The 14,767-nt window shown below is 71.7% G+C and carries 15 protein-coding genes; 10 read left to right on the forward strand and 5 right to left on the reverse strand.

The window, feature by feature from the left end:
* The first annotated feature begins 126 nt into the window (after positions 1-126).
* The 6 genes from ABZU25_RS31680 (at position 127) to ABZU25_RS31705 (ending at position 7,119) form a co-directional block, all read left to right on the forward strand.
* Complete coding sequence (locus ABZU25_RS31680; protein ID WP_355033018.1) at positions 127-1,158, forward strand: ABC transporter substrate-binding protein; 1,032 nt, start codon at positions 127-129, stop codon at positions 1,156-1,158.
* A 125-nt stretch (positions 1,159-1,283) separates the two neighbouring features.
* Complete coding sequence (locus ABZU25_RS31685) at positions 1,284-2,822, forward strand: aspartate aminotransferase family protein (RefSeq protein ID WP_355033019.1); 1,539 nt, start codon at positions 1,284-1,286, stop codon at positions 2,820-2,822.
* 35 nt (positions 2,823-2,857) lie between these two features.
* Positions 2,858-4,135: a lysine N(6)-hydroxylase/L-ornithine N(5)-oxygenase family protein gene (locus ABZU25_RS31690; RefSeq protein ID WP_355033031.1), complete on the forward strand. Its 1,278-nt coding sequence runs from the start codon at positions 2,858-2,860 to the stop codon at positions 4,133-4,135.
* The gene (locus ABZU25_RS31695) at positions 4,132-4,725 is read left to right on the forward strand and encodes a GNAT family N-acetyltransferase (RefSeq protein ID WP_355033020.1); all 594 of its coding nucleotides are present in this window, start codon (positions 4,132-4,134) and stop codon (positions 4,723-4,725) included. The genes ABZU25_RS31690 and ABZU25_RS31695 overlap by 4 nt, the downstream gene beginning before the upstream one ends.
* Positions 4,726-4,772: 47 nt before the next feature.
* Positions 4,773-6,569, forward strand: a complete 1,797-nt coding sequence (locus ABZU25_RS31700; RefSeq protein ID WP_355033032.1) for an IucA/IucC family siderophore biosynthesis protein — start codon at positions 4,773-4,775, stop codon at positions 6,567-6,569.
* A gap of 49 nt (positions 6,570-6,618) precedes the next feature.
* A complete protein-coding gene (locus ABZU25_RS31705; protein WP_355033021.1) occupies positions 6,619-7,119 on the forward strand; it encodes an anthrone oxygenase family protein in 501 nt (166 codons plus the stop codon).
* A 32-nt stretch (positions 7,120-7,151) separates the two neighbouring features.
* Here ABZU25_RS31705 and ABZU25_RS31710 read toward each other — a convergent pair whose 3' ends face one another.
* The gene (locus tag ABZU25_RS31710) at positions 7,152-7,634 is read right to left on the reverse strand and encodes a MarR family transcriptional regulator (protein ID WP_355033022.1); all 483 of its coding nucleotides are present in this window, start codon (positions 7,632-7,634) and stop codon (positions 7,152-7,154) included.
* 135 nt (positions 7,635-7,769) lie between these two features.
* On the opposite strand from ABZU25_RS31710, the gene ABZU25_RS31715 reads away from it, so the two are divergent.
* Complete coding sequence (locus ABZU25_RS31715) at positions 7,770-8,330, forward strand: NAD(P)H-dependent oxidoreductase (RefSeq protein WP_355033033.1); 561 nt, start codon at positions 7,770-7,772, stop codon at positions 8,328-8,330.
* Positions 8,331-8,404: 74 nt separating this feature from the next.
* On the opposite strand, the gene ABZU25_RS31720 is transcribed toward ABZU25_RS31715, so the two are convergent.
* Positions 8,405-9,286: an SDR family NAD(P)-dependent oxidoreductase gene (locus ABZU25_RS31720; RefSeq protein WP_355033023.1), complete on the reverse strand. Its 882-nt coding sequence runs from the start codon at positions 9,284-9,286 to the stop codon at positions 8,405-8,407.
* Positions 9,287-9,465: 179 nt separating this feature from the next.
* On the opposite strand from ABZU25_RS31720, the gene ABZU25_RS31725 reads away from it, so the two are divergent.
* Both ABZU25_RS31725 and ABZU25_RS31730 read left to right on the forward strand, forming a co-directional pair.
* The gene (locus tag ABZU25_RS31725) at positions 9,466-9,741 is read left to right on the forward strand and encodes a LysR family substrate-binding domain-containing protein (protein WP_355033024.1); all 276 of its coding nucleotides are present in this window, start codon (positions 9,466-9,468) and stop codon (positions 9,739-9,741) included.
* A gap of 256 nt (positions 9,742-9,997) precedes the next feature.
* Complete coding sequence (locus tag ABZU25_RS31730) at positions 9,998-11,281, forward strand: MFS transporter (protein ID WP_355033025.1); 1,284 nt, start codon at positions 9,998-10,000, stop codon at positions 11,279-11,281.
* A gap of 341 nt (positions 11,282-11,622) precedes the next feature.
* Here the strand turns inward: ABZU25_RS31730 and ABZU25_RS31735 are convergent, their stop codons facing one another.
* The 3 genes from ABZU25_RS31735 to ABZU25_RS31745 are packed head-to-tail and all read right to left on the reverse strand — an operon-like array spanning position 11,623 to position 14,245.
* Positions 11,623-12,108 carry a GNAT family N-acetyltransferase gene (locus tag ABZU25_RS31735; protein WP_355033026.1) on the reverse strand — a complete coding sequence of 162 codons (486 nt, stop codon included), beginning with the start codon at positions 12,106-12,108 and terminating at the stop codon, positions 11,623-11,625.
* 47 nt (positions 12,109-12,155) lie between these two features.
* Positions 12,156-13,175: an aminoglycoside phosphotransferase family protein gene (locus tag ABZU25_RS31740; protein WP_355033027.1), complete on the reverse strand. Its 1,020-nt coding sequence runs from the start codon at positions 13,173-13,175 to the stop codon at positions 12,156-12,158.
* Positions 13,172-14,245, reverse strand: a complete 1,074-nt coding sequence (locus ABZU25_RS31745; RefSeq protein ID WP_355033028.1) for a LacI family DNA-binding transcriptional regulator — start codon at positions 14,243-14,245, stop codon at positions 13,172-13,174. The genes ABZU25_RS31740 and ABZU25_RS31745 overlap by 4 nt, the downstream gene beginning before the upstream one ends.
* A gap of 94 nt (positions 14,246-14,339) precedes the next feature.
* On the opposite strand from ABZU25_RS31745, the gene ABZU25_RS31750 reads away from it, so the two are divergent.
* Positions 14,340-14,767: cupin domain-containing protein (locus tag ABZU25_RS31750; protein ID WP_355033029.1), on the forward strand; the 428-nt coding region annotated here is incomplete at its 3' end.

The raw sequence follows: 14,767 nt of genomic DNA on the forward strand, positions 1-14,767 counted from the left end.
GCGTCCAGTGTGGGCTCCGGGGTGGTGGCGACACGGCGAACCGCTGTTGACAATGACCGAGGTTAGGCTAACCTAACCCCGCTGCCCTGGTCGACCCCGGCCAACCCCTGATCGAAAGACAACACCATGCCCGATGCCCTGTCCGCCCGCCGTCTCTCCCGCCGTGGTCTGCTGACCGCCGGTGGCGTCGCCACGCTGGCCACCCTGCTCGCCGGCTGCGGAACGAACGACGCCGCGAAGCCCGCCGCCAGCAACGGAGGCGGCCCCTGGTCGTTCACCGACGACCGTGCCAGGAAGGTCGAGGCGGTGGTCCGTCCGGCCCGCGTGGTGGCCTTCACCGGGGTGGCGGCGGCCCTGATCGATTTCGGTCTGGACAAGCAGCTCGTTGGCGTGTTCGGCGAGACCAGACGGGCCGACGGCACGGCCGACCCGCAGGCCGGCGACCTCAACGTCGAGACCGTCGAGATCCTCGGCAACGTGTGGGGCGAGTTCAGCCTGGAGAAGTACGCGGCGCTGCGTCCCGAGCTGCTGGTCACCCACATGTACGACCCGGACGCGCTCTGGTACGTGCCGGACGAGAGCAAGGACAAGATCCTCCCGCTCGCGCCCAGCGTGGCGATCACCACCGCCCGGGTGCCGATGACCAGGCCCATCGAGCGGTACGCCGCGCTGGCCCAGTCGCTCGGCGCGGACCTGTCCGCGAAGAAGGTCACCGACGCGAAGGCCCGCTTCGACGCCGCCGCCGAGGCGGTCCGGCAGGCGGTCAAGGCCAACCCCGGAATCAGGGTGCTGGCCTGCTCCGGCAGCCCTGACCTCTTCTACGTCTCCAACCCGAAGGTCAGCACCGACCTGATGTACTTCGCCGAGCTGGGTGTCGACATCGTCGTCCCCACCAAGCTCGAAGCCGGCGACTACTTCGAGGCGCTCAGCTGGGAGAACGCCGGCAGGTTCCCGGCCGACCTGATCCTGCTGGACAACCGCAGCACCGCGCTGCAGCCCAAGGACCTCACCGCCAAACCCACCTGGCAGCAGCTGCCAGCGGTCAAGGCCAACCAGGTGACCCCGTGGGATGCGGTGCCCCGCTTCTCGTACGCCGGCTCCGCGCCGCTGCTGGAGAACCTCGCCACCGCGATCCGCGCCGCGAAGAAGGTCAGCTGACGCGCCGGCCGGGCGACGTCGCCCGAGTGCCGACCCCAACCGCAGGGCAGCACAGCCCCGAGGCGCGCGACCGCGCCGAGGGGAGGGTTTCGGCTGCCCTCGTCGAGAACGTGGAAGGACATCCCGTGACCCTGCCGACGTACCCCGTCGAGACCACCGCGCCGCCGCCGGCGCCCGCCGCCGCGCGGGCCCACCTGCTGCACGACGGCTCGGTCGAGCAGTACCGGCGGACGATCGCCGACGGCGTCGACCGGGTCGCCCGCCGGGTGGCCACAGTGGACCGCCCGGTCACCGGCATCACCCCGGCCGAGCTGGCCCCCCTGGTGGACCGGGTGGACCTGGACCGGCCGCTGGGTGACGCGAGCGCGGCGCTGGACGAGCTGGAGGACGTCTACCTGCGCGACGCCGTCTGGTTCCACCACCCGCGATACCTGGCCCACCTCAACTGCCCGGTGGCGATCCCGGCGCTGCTCGGCGAGGCGGTGCTCACCGCCGTGAACTCGTCACTGGACACCTGGGACCAGAGCGCCGGAGCGACCCTCATCGAACGGCGGCTGATCGACTGGACCGCCGAACGGATCGGCCTCGGTCCCACCGCCGACGGTGTGTTCACAAGCGGCGGCAGCCAGTCCAACCTCCAGGCCCTGCTGCTGGCCCGGGAGGAGGCGTGCGCCGACGCGATCGGACCGGCGGCGCGCGCGGAGCTGCTGCCCCGGCTGCGCGTGCTCACCTCCGCCGCCGGTCACTTCAGCGTGCAGAAGTCGGCCAAGCTGCTCGGCCTCGCTCCGGACGCGGTGATCGCGGTGCCCACCGACGCCCGGCGGCGCATCCGTCCGGCCGCCGTTCGCGAGGAGATCGCGCGGTGCCGGCAGGCCGGACTGGTGGTGATGGCCGTCGTGGCCACCGCCGGCACCACCGATTTCGGCTCCATCGACCCGCTCGCGGAGCTGGCCGAGATCCGCGCGGCGACCGGCGTCTGGCTGCACGTCGACGCCGCGTACGGCTGCGGTCTGCTCGTCTCGCCGACGCGCCGGCACCTGCTCGACGGCATCGAACGGGCCGACTCGGTGACAGTCGACTTCCACAAGTCGTTCTTCCAGCCGGTCAGCTCCAGCGCGCTGCTGGTCCGCGACCGGCAGGCGCTGCGGCACGCCACCTACCACGCCGACTACCTCAACCCGGCCCGGATGGTGGAGCAGCGCATCCCCAACCAGGTCGACAAGAGCCTGCAGACCACTCGCCGTTTCGACGCGCTGAAGCTCTGGCTGACCCTGCGGGTGATGGGTCCGGACGCCCTCGGCGCGCTCTTCGACGAGGTGGTCGACCGGGCCGCCGACGCGTGGCAGCTGGTCAGCGAGGACCCCCGCTTCGAGGTGGTGACCCGCTCCGACCTGAGCACCGTGGTCTTCCGTTACCTCCCCACCGGAGCGGGCAGGGGCCTGGCCGACGCCGCCAACCTGCACGCCCGGGAGGCGCTTGCCGCGTCCGGCCTCGCCGTGGTCGCCGGGACCCGGGTCGACGGCCGGCACTTCCTGAAGTTCACACTGCTCAACCCGGCCACCACCATCGACGACGTCGGCTACGTGCTCGACCTGATCGCCACCCACGCCGGCCGGTACGTGCACGACCATGTCGCCGCCGAGCTGACCTGCCACGTCGGCTGACGCCGGTGAACCCGAATACGCGCCTGGAGACCCGGATGTCCACCCACGACTTCATCGCCATCGGGCTGGGCCCGTACAACCTGGGACTGGCCTGCCTCACCGCGCCGATCGACGACCTGGACGGGGTGTTCCTGGAGGCCCGGCCGAGCCTCGCCTGGCACCCCGGCATGCTGCTGGAATCGGCCCGGTTGCAGACCCCGTTCATCGCCGACCTGGTCAGCCTCGCCGACCCGACCTCGCCGTACTCCTTCCTCAACTACCTCAAGGAGATCGGCCGGCTCTACCCGTTCTACATCCGGGAGAGCTTCTACCCCCTGCGCAGCGAGTACGACGCGTACTGCCGGTGGGCGGCGGCGAAGCTGCCGAACGTGCGCTTCGGTCAGACCGTGACCACAGTGGAGTTCGACGCCACCGACGAGCGGTACGTGGTGCGGGCCAGCACCGGCACGGGGGAGACAGTCGAATATCGCGCCCGGCACCTGGTGCTCGGCACCGGCACCCCACCGCACCTGCCCGACGCGGTCGCCGACCTGCCCGGCGACGCCGTGCACAACTCCCACTACCTGGAGCACCGGACGGCGTTGCGCACGAGGCGCAGCATCACCGTGGTGGGCAGCGGGCAGAGCGCCGCCGAGATCTACCACGACCTGCTCGGTGACATCGACCGGTACGGCTACCAGCTCAACTGGGTGACCCGGTCGCCGCGGTTCTTCCCGCTGGAATACACCAAGCTGACCCTGGAGATGACCTCACCGGACTACGTGGACTACTTCCACGCGCTGCCCGAGGCGACCCGCTACCGGCTGGAGTCCGACCAGAAGGGCCTGTTCAAGGGGATCAACGCCGACCTGATCAACGACATCTTCGACCTGCTGTACGCGCAGAGCGTCAACGGGCCGGTGAACACCCGCCTGCTCACCAACACCGAGTTGATCAGCGCCGCGCACCAGGACGGCGCGTACACGTTGGGGTTGCGTCAGGTCGAGCAGGAACGGGACTTCACACTGCGTACCGAGGGCCTCGTCCTGGCCACCGGCTACCGCTACCGGGTGCCGGAGTTTCTCGCGCCGGTGCGCGACCAGATCCGCTGGGACGCGCACGGCCGGTTCGACGTGGCCCGCAACTACAGCATCGACCACACCGGACGGGGCATCTTCCTGCAGAACGCCGGCACCCACACGCACAGCATCACCTCACCGGACCTGGGCATGGGCGCCTACCGCAACTCCTGGATCATCTCCGAACTCCTCGGCCGGGAGCACTACCCGATCGAGAAGTCCATCACCTTCCAGGAGTTCGGGGTGCCGTCGTGAGCGCCGTCTTCACCCGCGCCGACGATCGGCTCGGTGAGTTCGCGCTGCGTACGCTCGACCCGGACGCCGACGCCGCGCAGCTGCACACCTGGGTGACCCACCCGAAGGCGGCGTTCTGGCTGATGGGGGACGCCGACGTGGCCCGGGTGGCCGAGGAGTACCGGCGGATCGCCGAGCACCCGCACCACGACGCATACCTGGGGCTGTGGCGGGGGAGTCCGGCGTTCCTCGCCGAGCGCTACGACCCGGCCCACGTCGAGCTGGCCGGCCACTACGACCACCAGCCCGGTGACGTGGGCATGCACTTCCTCTGCGCGCCGGTCGACACCCCGGTGCACGGCTTCACCCGGGCGGTGCTCACCACCGTCATGGCCTGGCTCTTCACCGACCCGGCGACCCGGCGGGTGGTGGTCGAGCCGGACGTCCGCAACACCGCCGTGCACGCGTTGAACGCCGCCGTCGGCTTCGAGGTCGTCGGCCCCATCGTCAAGCCCGAGAAGGACGCGCTGCTCAGCGTCTGCACCCGGGCCCAGTTCCAGGCCGCCACCGACCGTGCCGCCGCCACCCGAACCGAAGGAGCCCCGGCGTGACCGCCACCGCCGTCCCCGCCCAGACCACCGTCGCCGCCGCGTACGCCATCCCCGGCGACCCGGTCGGGCATCTCACCCCCCAGCGTTGGGCCCGGGCCAACCGGCTGCTGGTCCGCAAGGCGCTCGCCGAGTTCACCCACGAGCGGCTGCTCACCCCGCAGCCGGTGTCGGGTCCGGACGACCGGCAGTGGTACGAGGTGCGCAGCGACGACGGCGCTGTCACCTACCGGTTCGCCGCGCGGGTCCTCGCCCTGGCGCACTGGCAGATCGACGCGGACAGCATCACCCGACACCGCGACGACACGACGCTGCCGCCCGACGCTGTGGATCTCGTCGTCGAGCTGCGCGGCACCCTCGGGCTCTCCGCGCGGGTGCTCCCGGTCTACCTGGAGGAGATCACCTCGACGCTGGCCGGCACCGCGTACAAGCTGGCCCAGGCCGCGCCGAGCGCCGCCGAGCTGGCCGACGCGGACTTCCAGACCATCGAGACGTCGATGACCGAGGGCCACCCGTGCTTCGTGGCCAACAACGGCCGGCTCGGCTTCGGCGTCGACGAATACCACAGGTACGCGCCGGAGGCCGCCGCCCCGGTCCGGTTGGAGTGGCTCGCCGCACACCGCGACCACTCGACGTTCAGCAGCGCCGCCGACCTCGACTACGACACGCTCATCGAGAGCGAGCTGGACGCCGACACCCGGGCCCGGTTCGCGGCCACGATGACCGACCTCGGGCTGGACCTCGCCGACTACCACCTGATCCCGGCGCACCCGTGGCAGTGGTGGAACAAGCTGGCTGTCACCTTCGCCGGGGAGTTGGCCGCGCGCCGGCTGGTGCACCTCGGCCCGGGACCGGACGTGTACCTCGCCCAGCAGTCCATCCGTACCTTCTTCAACGTCACCGCGCCGCACCGGCACTACGTGAAGACCGCGCTGTCGGTGTTGAACATGGGCTTCATGCGAGGGCTGTCGGCCGCGTACATGGCGGCCACGCCGGCGATCAACGACTGGTTGGCCGACCTGATCGCCGCCGACGAGGTGCTGACCGGCACCGGTCTGACCGTCATCCGGGAGCGGGCCGCCGTGGGTTACCGGCACCGGCAGTACGAGGCGGCGACCGAGCGCACCTCCCCGTACCGCAAGATGTTTGCCGCCCTGTGGCGGGAGAGCCCGGTGCCCGAGCTGGCGCCGGGACGTCGGCTATCCACAATGGCCGCGCTGCTGCACGTGGACAGCGACGGCGGCTCGCTGGCGGCGGCGCTGATCGCCCGGTCGGGCCTGGCCCCCGAGGTGTGGCTGCGCCGCTACCTGGATGCCTACCTGACCCCGCTGCTGCACAGCTTCTACGCCCACGACCTGGCCTTCATGCCGCACGGCGAGAACGTCATCCTGGTCCTCGACGAGCACGACACCGTCGAGCGGGTGATCTTCAAGGACATCGCCGAGGAGATCGCGGTGCTGAGCGCCGACGTCGAGCTGCCGGCCGAGGTGGAGCGGATCCGGGTCGACGTGCCCGACGACACCAAGCTGCTGACCATCTTCACCGACGTGGTGGACTGCTTCCTGCGACACCTCAACGCGGTGCTTGTCGAGGCCGGGGTGCTCGCCGAGGACGACTTCTGGCGTACGGTCGCGGGCTGCGCCGCCGACTACTTCGACCGGGTGCCGCAGCTGGCCGAGCGGGTCCGCCACTACGACCTGTTCGCACCGGAGTTCACGCTCTCCTGCCTCAACCGCCTCCAGCTGCGCGACAACCAGCAGATGATCGACCTGGCCGACCCGTCGGCGGCGCTCCAGTTCGTCGGCACCCTCGTCAACCCGTTGGCCGCCCACGCCCCGGCCCGCTGACCATGATCGGGTCTGGTCAGGACGCGCGCCAGCGGGTGCAATGGGGCGCATGGGATTCCTGAGTACCGCAAGTCTGTTCGTCGCCACGTTGACCACCGGCCTGACCGCCGGGCTGTTCGCCGCTTTCGCGTACGCGGTCATGCCGGGCCTGGGCCGCACCGACGACCGGACGCTGGTGCTCGCCATGCGACGGATCAACGAGTCCATCCTCAACGGGTGGTTCGCCGTCTGTTTCGGCGGTGCGCTGCTGTTCACGCTGCTGGCGGCGGCGCTGCACCTGACCGCCGGGCGCCGGGCGGTGCTGCCGTGGATCGTGGCCGGGCTGCTGCTGTACCTGGTGGTGCTCGGCGTCACCGCGGCGGTGAACGTGCCGCTCAACAACGTGCTGGCCCGAGCCGGCGACGTGGACGGGGGCACCGACCTCGCGGCCCTGCGGGAACGCTTCGAGGTGAGCTGGGTACGCGGCAACCTGGTCCGCGCTGTCGCGTCGACCGGCGCCTTCGGGCTGCTGGCGTGGGCGCTGGTCGCCGAGGGCCGGCTGCTCGGTTGAGTCGCCGGATGACCGGCTGGGCCGGGCCGCGCTCAGTCGGTCGTCTCGGTCGTCTCGGCGGTGCCGGCCCGCTGGAACGCGCGCGCCAACTGGGCGAGGTCGAAGCTCTCGAAGTGCTGGAGGAAGCGCCGGCGGACGGCGTTCAGGTGGCTGGGCCAGGACTCCTCCAGGCGGGCGTGTCCCGCGTCGGTGAGGACGGCGTTCCAGCCGCGCGCGTCCTCCTCGCAGCGCTCCCGCTTGACCAGGCCCTGCGTCTCCAGCCGGATGATGGTGCGGGTCATGCCGCTGAGCGAGAGGTGGCAGGCCGAGGCCAGCTCGTTCATCCGCATCCGCCGGCCCGGCGCCTCGGATAGGTTCATCAGGGCGGTGTATTCGGTGAGCGGTAGCTGACGGTCACCGACCATGTCGGCATCGATCGCGCGGGGCAGCACGTGCATCACCTGGCCCAGGGCGCGGACCAGGGCCTCCTCGTCGGGGTTGAGGGGTTGCAGAGGTTCTGCGGCGGGGCTGGACATCCTCATATCATACTTGCTTGATTGAGCAATTGCTTACCCGGCTGTGATCGTGACCATGGGAACAGCATTTGCTTGACCAAGCAATCACCGGTTAGCGTCGGGCCGTCAGCCCACGTACCGAGGAAAGGCGCCATGATGACCAGGATCGGGATCATTCTCGGCAGCACCCGCCCGGGGCGTAACGGTGAAGCCGTTGCCCGCTGGGTGCTCGAGATCGCCAAGCAGCGCTCCGACGCGGAGTACGAGCTGATCGACCTGCTCGACTACCAGCTGCCGCACCTCGACGAGGCGTACCCGCCGGCGATGGGCCAGTACTCCCAGCCGCACACGCTGCGGTGGGCCAAGACGATCGCCTCCTACGACGGGTTCATCATCGTCACCCCCGAGTACAACCACTCGACCTCGGGTGCCCTGAAGAACGCTATCGACTTCCTGTACGCCGAGTGGAACAACAAGGCCGTGGGCTTCGTCAGCTACGGCTCGGTCGGCGGCGCGCGTGCCGTGGAGCACCTGCGGTTGATCTCCGGCGAGCTTCAGATGGCCGACGTGCGGTCGCAGGTCGCTCTGTCGCTCTTCACCGACTTCGAGAACTTCAGCGTCTTCAAGCCCAACCAGTTCCAGCAGGACGCGCTGACCACCACCCTCGACCAGGTGGTCGCCTGGAGCACCGCGCTCGCGCCGCTGCGCCAGGCCTGATCGTTTCGAGCACGTCCGCAGACGGCCGCGGGATTCCTCCCGCGGCCGTCTGCGTCTGCCCGTCTCCCGGTCGGTCAGGCCCGCCGCGCGTCGGCGAGCAGGTCGAGCGAGAGCTGCCACAGCCGTGCCGCCGCCGCGGGGTCGGTCGCGTGGTCGGCGACGCCCCGCAGCGGCGTCTCCGGGCGGTGGCGCGCAGCCTGGTTGCCGTCCTCGAAGTAGCGACCGCCGACGCCGTCGAGCTGCGGCCAGGCGGCGAGCAGCATCGAGGTCGCCGCCCCCTGCTCCGGGGTCTTGAAGTCGAACGCCGGCAACTGGGCGTAGTCCTCCTCGGTGAGGTGCCGCCCCAGGTTCGTGGCGACCGCGCCCGGGTTGGCCGCGTTGACAGTGATGCCGTCGTCGGCCCAGCGCCGGTTCGCCTCGACCGCGAACAGCGCGGTGGCGGTCTTCGACTCGCCGTAGGCGAGCATCCGGTCATAGGGGCGCGCGCGGAAGTTGACGTCCTCGAAGACCATCGGCGCCTGGACGTGGGCGATGGAGCTGAGCGACACCACGCGGGCCCGGCCAGCCGCCGCGAGCGCCCGGTGCGGCCCGGTGGTGAGCGCGAAGTGGCCGAGATGGTTCGTGGCGAACTGCAGCTCCCAGCCCTCCGGCGTCCGCATCTCGGGGGTCGCCGACACCCCGGCGTTGTTGACAAGGATGTGCAGGGGACCCGCCCAGGCCGCGACGAAGGTCGCGATCGACAGCTGGTCGGAAAGATCCAACGGTACGACCCGGAGCGACCCGCTCGGCGCGCCGTCCCCGATGTCCTGCGCTGTGCGCTCCCCGGCCCGCACGTCCCGTACCGCCAAAGTCACCTCGGCGCCCGCGGTCGCCAGGGCCCGGGCCGTCTCCACGCCGATGCCCGACGAGGCGCCGGTGACGATGGCGCGCTGCCCGCTGAGGTCGACACCGGCCACGACGTCACCGGCGCGAGTCGAAGGTTGCCGACCTCGCCCCGCAGGGCCCGCCCCACGACGGCGACGGCCTCGTCGGCGCGGTCCGTCACGGCGCGCGCCTCGGGCCGGAACAGCGCACCGATGTCGGTCAGGGTGGTGCCGCGCGAGTCGCGAGGCTGACGACCGAACCGGTGTGCGCGGTGTTGCCCGAGGGCCACCCGCTCGCCGGCCGCGCCGAGTTGACGCTCGCCGACCTGGCGGACGAACCGTGGGTGACAACTCCGCGCAGCGCCTGGGAACCCTGGCACCGCACCTTCGAGGACCAGTTCCGGGAGGCGGGGTTCGTGCCGAACATCGTCCAGGAGGAAGCCAGCGTGCAGAGTCTCCTCGGCCTGGTCGCCGCCGGAGTCGGCGTCACCAGGCTCGCCAGCTCGGCAGCCAGCCTCCGCCGCACCGGCGTGGTGTCGTCCCGCTGACCGGCGCCCACGCCCACACCGAGATGGTGTGGTTGCCGGGCAGCACCGCGCCCGCCCTGCGTCGGCTCCTGGACGTGGTGACCGAACTCGCGACCACGACCGACCTCGCCAGGACCGGCTGAATGCCGGCCGTCTCCCCGGGTCGGCTCAGCTCGTCCGCAGGTGGCGGGTCGTGCCGTCGGCGACGGCTCGGAGCTTGTCGGGGTTGGCCACGTTGTGGATGGCGGTGATGGCCGGGCCCACTAGGCTCGTCGCAATGAGCCGATCTGCCCCCGCCGGTCGGCCTCCACTGTGGCGGGACCGCACCTTCGGCACCTACTGGGTCGCGCAGTCGCTCTCCGCGGCCGGTGACTCGTTCGCCTACCTGGCGGTGCCACTACTGGTGCTCCAGGCGACCGGGTCGGTGGCACGGATGGGCCTGCTCACCGCCGTCGCGGGGGCGGCGTCCGTCATCGCCGGCATCTTCGGCGGGGTGCTTGTCGACCGGTACGACCGCCGCACCCTGATGATCGTGGCGGACCTGGCCCGGTTGGTGCTCTACGGCCTGGTGCCACTGGCCTGGCTCGCCGGCCCACAGGTCTGGCTGCTCTTCGTCGTGCTGCCGATCTGCGAGGCGGCCGGCATGGTGTTCCAGGTCGCCGCGGTGACCGCGGTCCGCAACCTCGTCGACTCCGACCGGATCACCGAGGCCAACGGGCGGTTGCAGGCGACGTACGCGGCGGCGGCCGTCCTCGGGCCGCTGCTCGCCGGCGTGGTGTCGGCCCGCTTCGGCCCGGCGCTCGCCATCGCCGTCAACGCGGCGAGCTTCGCCCTCTCGGCAACCGGTCTGTGGCTGATCCGGCTGCGACCCGGGCGGGCCGACGCCGCCGCACCGGCGACCCGGGAGCGGCCACTGGCCGAGTTCCTGGCCGGGGCGCGGTTCCTGTGGCGGCAGCCCGTGCTGCGCGCGCTCACTGTCCTGTTGTCGGTGTTCATCTTCCTGACCTACGGCTTCACCGACGTGCTGATCTACCACATCACCCACGACCTCGGCGGCTCCGGCGGCACCGTCGGCGCGGTGCTCGGCCTGGCCGCGCTGGGCACTGTCGCCGGTGCGCTGCTGGTGGCCCCGCTACGCCGCCGACGAGGCTTCGGCGCGACCTGGATCGGCGCGCACTCGGTCTGCGGTTTCGCGGTGGCGGGCGTCGGCCTCGCGACGAGCGTGCCCGCTGTCACCGCGCTGACCGCCGTGTATCTGTGCTGCCTGAGCGTCGGCGGGATCTGTTCGATGTCGCTGCGCCAGGAGATCACCCCCGATCACCTGCTCGGCCGGGTCACCTCGGCGTTCTGGAGCACGCACTACGCCCTCGGGCCGATCGGCGCCGCCACACTGACCTGGGCCGCCGGCCGGTACGGCGTCCAGGCGGTCACGTTCGCGGCGGGCGTGGGATGCCTGCTGGTCGCGGTCGGTGGCCTCTTCACCCCGGTTCGCCGCGCCGGCGCGGAGCCGCCTGGTCCGCCTGCCGGGGCCCTGGTGGGTCAGGTTGTCAGCCAACGGTGAACCGTCCGTCAACGGCGTGAGCCGGCGTGGCACCTGGTCGTTGACTACCACCCGGATGTCCCGCGCTGCCTGTCGAGCTGCCCCACTCGTGGGGCAGTACGGCCGTGGTCTGCCGGCGTGGCAGTGCTCTGCCGGCATGGTCGTGGTCTGCCGGCATGGTCGTGGTCCGTCGGCATGGCCGTGGTCTGCCGGCATGGTCGTGGCCCGCTTGTCACCGCAGGCACGCAACTCCCGGCCGGCCGCGACGAACGGCCTGCCCCGCTGATGGGGCAGCTCTACAGGCACGCAACAGACACACCGCACCCACCCGCCGCGAACCAGCGTGCGCTGGATCGTCCCGGTCAGAACTCCTGGTACATGACGTGCAGGCCGACCCGGCCGAGGGTGGGGTGGCGGAACGCGCCGGGCACCGTGCCGACCACCGCGAAGCCCTCCCGCCGGTACAGCTCGACCGCCGACCGGTTGCTCTCCACCACGGCGTTGAACTGCATGCCGGCGTACCCCCGCTGGCGGGCCCAGGTCAGGGCGTCGCGGCACAGCGCGGTGCCCACACCCCGGCCCCGGACGTCGGCGGCGACCATGAAGCTCGCGGTGGACACGTGCGCGCCCGGCCCGGGTCGGTTGGTGCCCATCTTCGCGGTGCCGAGCACCCGCTCGCCGTCGACCGCGACGACGGTCCGGCCCGGCGCTGCCTCCGCCCACATGCCGTACGCCGCGTCGGCGGTCATCGCCGGGTCGTAGGGGAAGGTCTCCCGAGCCCGGATCACCTCCTCGACGATCGGCCACACCTGGGACCAGTCCTCCGCCACGAACTCCCGAATCTGCACGTCGAGCAGGGTACGAGCGGCGAACCGGCCGGACAACGGGAATTGGGTCAGGCCGCGAGCGCGTCGAGTTCCGCGTCCAGCAGCGCCGCGAGCCGGGCGTGCCGCTGCGGATGACTGGTCGGGGTCATGCCACGGCTGGGCATCTCCACCGTCATCAGCAGGTACAGGTGCAGCCGGTAGAGGCCGAGCCGGCGGCGCGCCGAAGCGTCAAGCACCAGTGGTGTGCCGGCCGCGCTGCGGTAGCCGCGCAGCAGCGGATGCTCAGGCTCGTCCTCGACGCGCCGGAAGAGCAGCGGTGAGACCAGGTCCAGCAGCGGGTCGCCGTAGAGGAACCGTTCGCCGTCGACCAGGCCGCACAGCCGAAGCCGACCCTCCGGGTCGGGCGCGGCCAGCACGTTGCCGTCCCAGCAGTCGAAGTGCAGCAGCGCCGGTCGGCGTACCTCGTCCAGCGCGTCGGCGTGCCGTCCCACAAGCGTGCGCAGGCGCTCCGGGGTCACCGGCAGCCGCACGTTCCAGTCGGTCGCGTCGGCGACCAGCGCGTCGAGCATCGCCGTGAACGCCACCGGCCAGGTCGCCCCGCCGGCCCGGTCATCGTCGTCGTACCCGAACCGGTCGCCGGTGACCCGGTGCAACGCGGCGAGGGCGACGCCGAGGTCGTACCGCGCCGGGCCGTCGTCGACCGCGACGCCGGTCCCGGCCAGCTCGGACAGGGACCGGCCGGGCAGCAGCGTGGTGACCAACCACTCGCCGTACGCGGGGTCGGTGGCGTGCTGCAACACCGGCGGCACGGGCACCTGCGGGGCGTGTTCCGCGACGAGGCGGAAGTATCGCGTCTCGGCGGCACAGAGTCCTCGTTCGTAGCGCAGCAGCGGCGTCCCGGCCGGCGGGGCGAGCTTCAGCACCACCCGGCGGTCGTCGTCGAGACGTGCCCACCAGACCGTCGCGAACCCGCCGCCGGCCAGCGGTCCGGCGTCCCGGACCCGGGTGTGCGGGCCGAACGACGCCCGGACCAGGTACGCCACGTCGTCGCTGGTGAGCAGACGCTGCGTCGGACTGACGCCGGTCACGAGGCGGCGTCACCCCGTCGAGCGCGCGGCGCGGAGCCGGCGCTCACGCGGGCGGCGAGCGGGACGGGACCGGCGGTGTCCCTGCGGATCAGCTCGGCGGGGAGCACCTCGACCCGCGGGGCAGCGACCTCCGCACCGAGCACCAGGGACATCGCCCGGACTCCCATGTCGACAAGCGGCAGCCGCACGGTGGTCAGCGCCGGGGTGACGTCCCGGGCGATCGGCATGTCGTCGAACCCCACCACGGAGATCTGCTGCGGCACGGCCAGCCCACGTGCCCGCAGGGTGGCGAGCGCCCCGATGGCCATGGAGTCGTTGAGGGCCACGATCGCGGTCAGCTCCGGGTCGGCGTCGAGCAGTCGGGCGGTCGCCTCGGCGCCGCCGTCGCGGTCGAACTCGGCGTACCGGATGCGCCGTTCCGGCAGGTCCCGGCCCTGCTCGGTGAGGGCCTGCCGCAGGCCGGCCAGGCGGTCGGTAGTGGTGGTCAGGATGCGCGGACCGGCGACCACACCGATCACGCGGTGCCCCAGCCCGCACAGCTCCCGTCCGGCGAGGTAGCCGCCGGCCCGGTTGTCCGGCATCACCGCGTCGCCGGAGTGTTCGTGCCGACCGATCACCGCCACCCGCCCGCCGGTGGCCTCGTACGCGGCGAGCTTCTCGTTGAGCTGCCTGGTGAACGCCTCGTCGTGGTAACCGGATCCGGCCAGGATCAGCGCCGCCACCTGGTGGCCGCGCAGCAGCTCCACGTACTCCAGCTCGCGGTCCGGGTCCCGGTAGCTGTTGCAGATCATCAGCAGCCGGCCCTGGTCGGTGGCGACGCGTTGCAGGCCGCGGGTGATCTCGGCGAAGTACGGGTCGGAGACGTCGTGCACGATCACGCCGACCGCGCTGCGGTGCGAGCGGGCCAACAGTTGAGCGTGGGCGTTCGGCACGTACTGCAACTCGGCGACGGCGGCGAGCACCCGCTCACGCAGCTCGTCGGTCACCGGTTTGCTGCTGCCGTTGATCACGCGAGAGGCGGTGGCGGGGGAGACGCCCGCCCGGCGTGCCACATCGGACAGGGTCGCCATGGCCCGCCCCCCTCGGTCTGTTGACGGCGTTTCGCCGTGCCGGCTAGCGTCACGGTACCGCAGAGAAAGCCCTTTCCCGCAGGGAGGCCCGGCCATGTCCGACCGCTTCGCGGCCCCGCTGCCCGGCGGGATCGGGGTGTCCCGGCTGCACGTCTACGACACCGTCGCCCCGGACGGCCTGGTCGGCGGCACCCCGCACGTGCACCTCTGCTGCACCGAGGGATACGTGGTGACCGACGGCGAGGGCGCGGTACAGACCCTGACCACCGCCGGTTTTCGGGAGACACCGCTGCGCCCGGGTGCGGTGGTCTGGTTCGAGCCGGGCACCGTGCACCGCCTGGTCAACGGCGGTGGGCTGACCATCGTGGTGCTCATGCAGAACAGCGGCCTGCCCGAGGCCGGCGACGCGGTGCTGACCTTCCCGCCCGACGTGCTGGCCGATCCGGGCGCGTACGCCGCCGCGGCGGCGCTGCCGGACGGGGGAGCGCCGGGCGCGGACGTGCGTGCCGCGTACCGCCGACG

It is taken from the genome of Micromonospora sp. NPDC005215 (assembly GCF_040607915.1).
Lineage (GTDB): Bacteria > Actinomycetota > Actinomycetes > Mycobacteriales > Micromonosporaceae > Micromonospora.

What these genes read in the sequence shown, in the direction of transcription:
- ABZU25_RS31680 (WP_355033018.1), top strand. Translation starts at nt 127, where the DNA reads ATGCCCGATGCCCTGTCCGCCCGCCGTCTCTCCCGCCGTGGTCTGCTG.
- ABZU25_RS31690 (WP_355033031.1), top strand. Translation starts at nt 2,858, where the DNA reads ATGTCCACCCACGACTTCATCGCCATCGGGCTGGGCCCGTACAACCTG.
- ABZU25_RS31705 (WP_355033021.1), top strand. Translation starts at nt 6,619, where the DNA reads ATGGGATTCCTGAGTACCGCAAGTCTGTTCGTCGCCACGTTGACCACC.
- ABZU25_RS31710 (WP_355033022.1), bottom strand. Translation starts at nt 7,634, where the DNA reads ATGTCCAGCCCCGCCGCAGAACCTCTGCAACCCCTCAACCCCGACGAG.
- ABZU25_RS31715 (WP_355033033.1), top strand. Translation starts at nt 7,770, where the DNA reads ATGACCAGGATCGGGATCATTCTCGGCAGCACCCGCCCGGGGCGTAAC.
- ABZU25_RS31730 (WP_355033025.1), top strand. Translation starts at nt 9,998, where the DNA reads ATGAGCCGATCTGCCCCCGCCGGTCGGCCTCCACTGTGGCGGGACCGC.
- ABZU25_RS31745 (WP_355033028.1), bottom strand. Translation starts at nt 14,245, where the DNA reads ATGGCGACCCTGTCCGATGTGGCACGCCGGGCGGGCGTCTCCCCCGCC.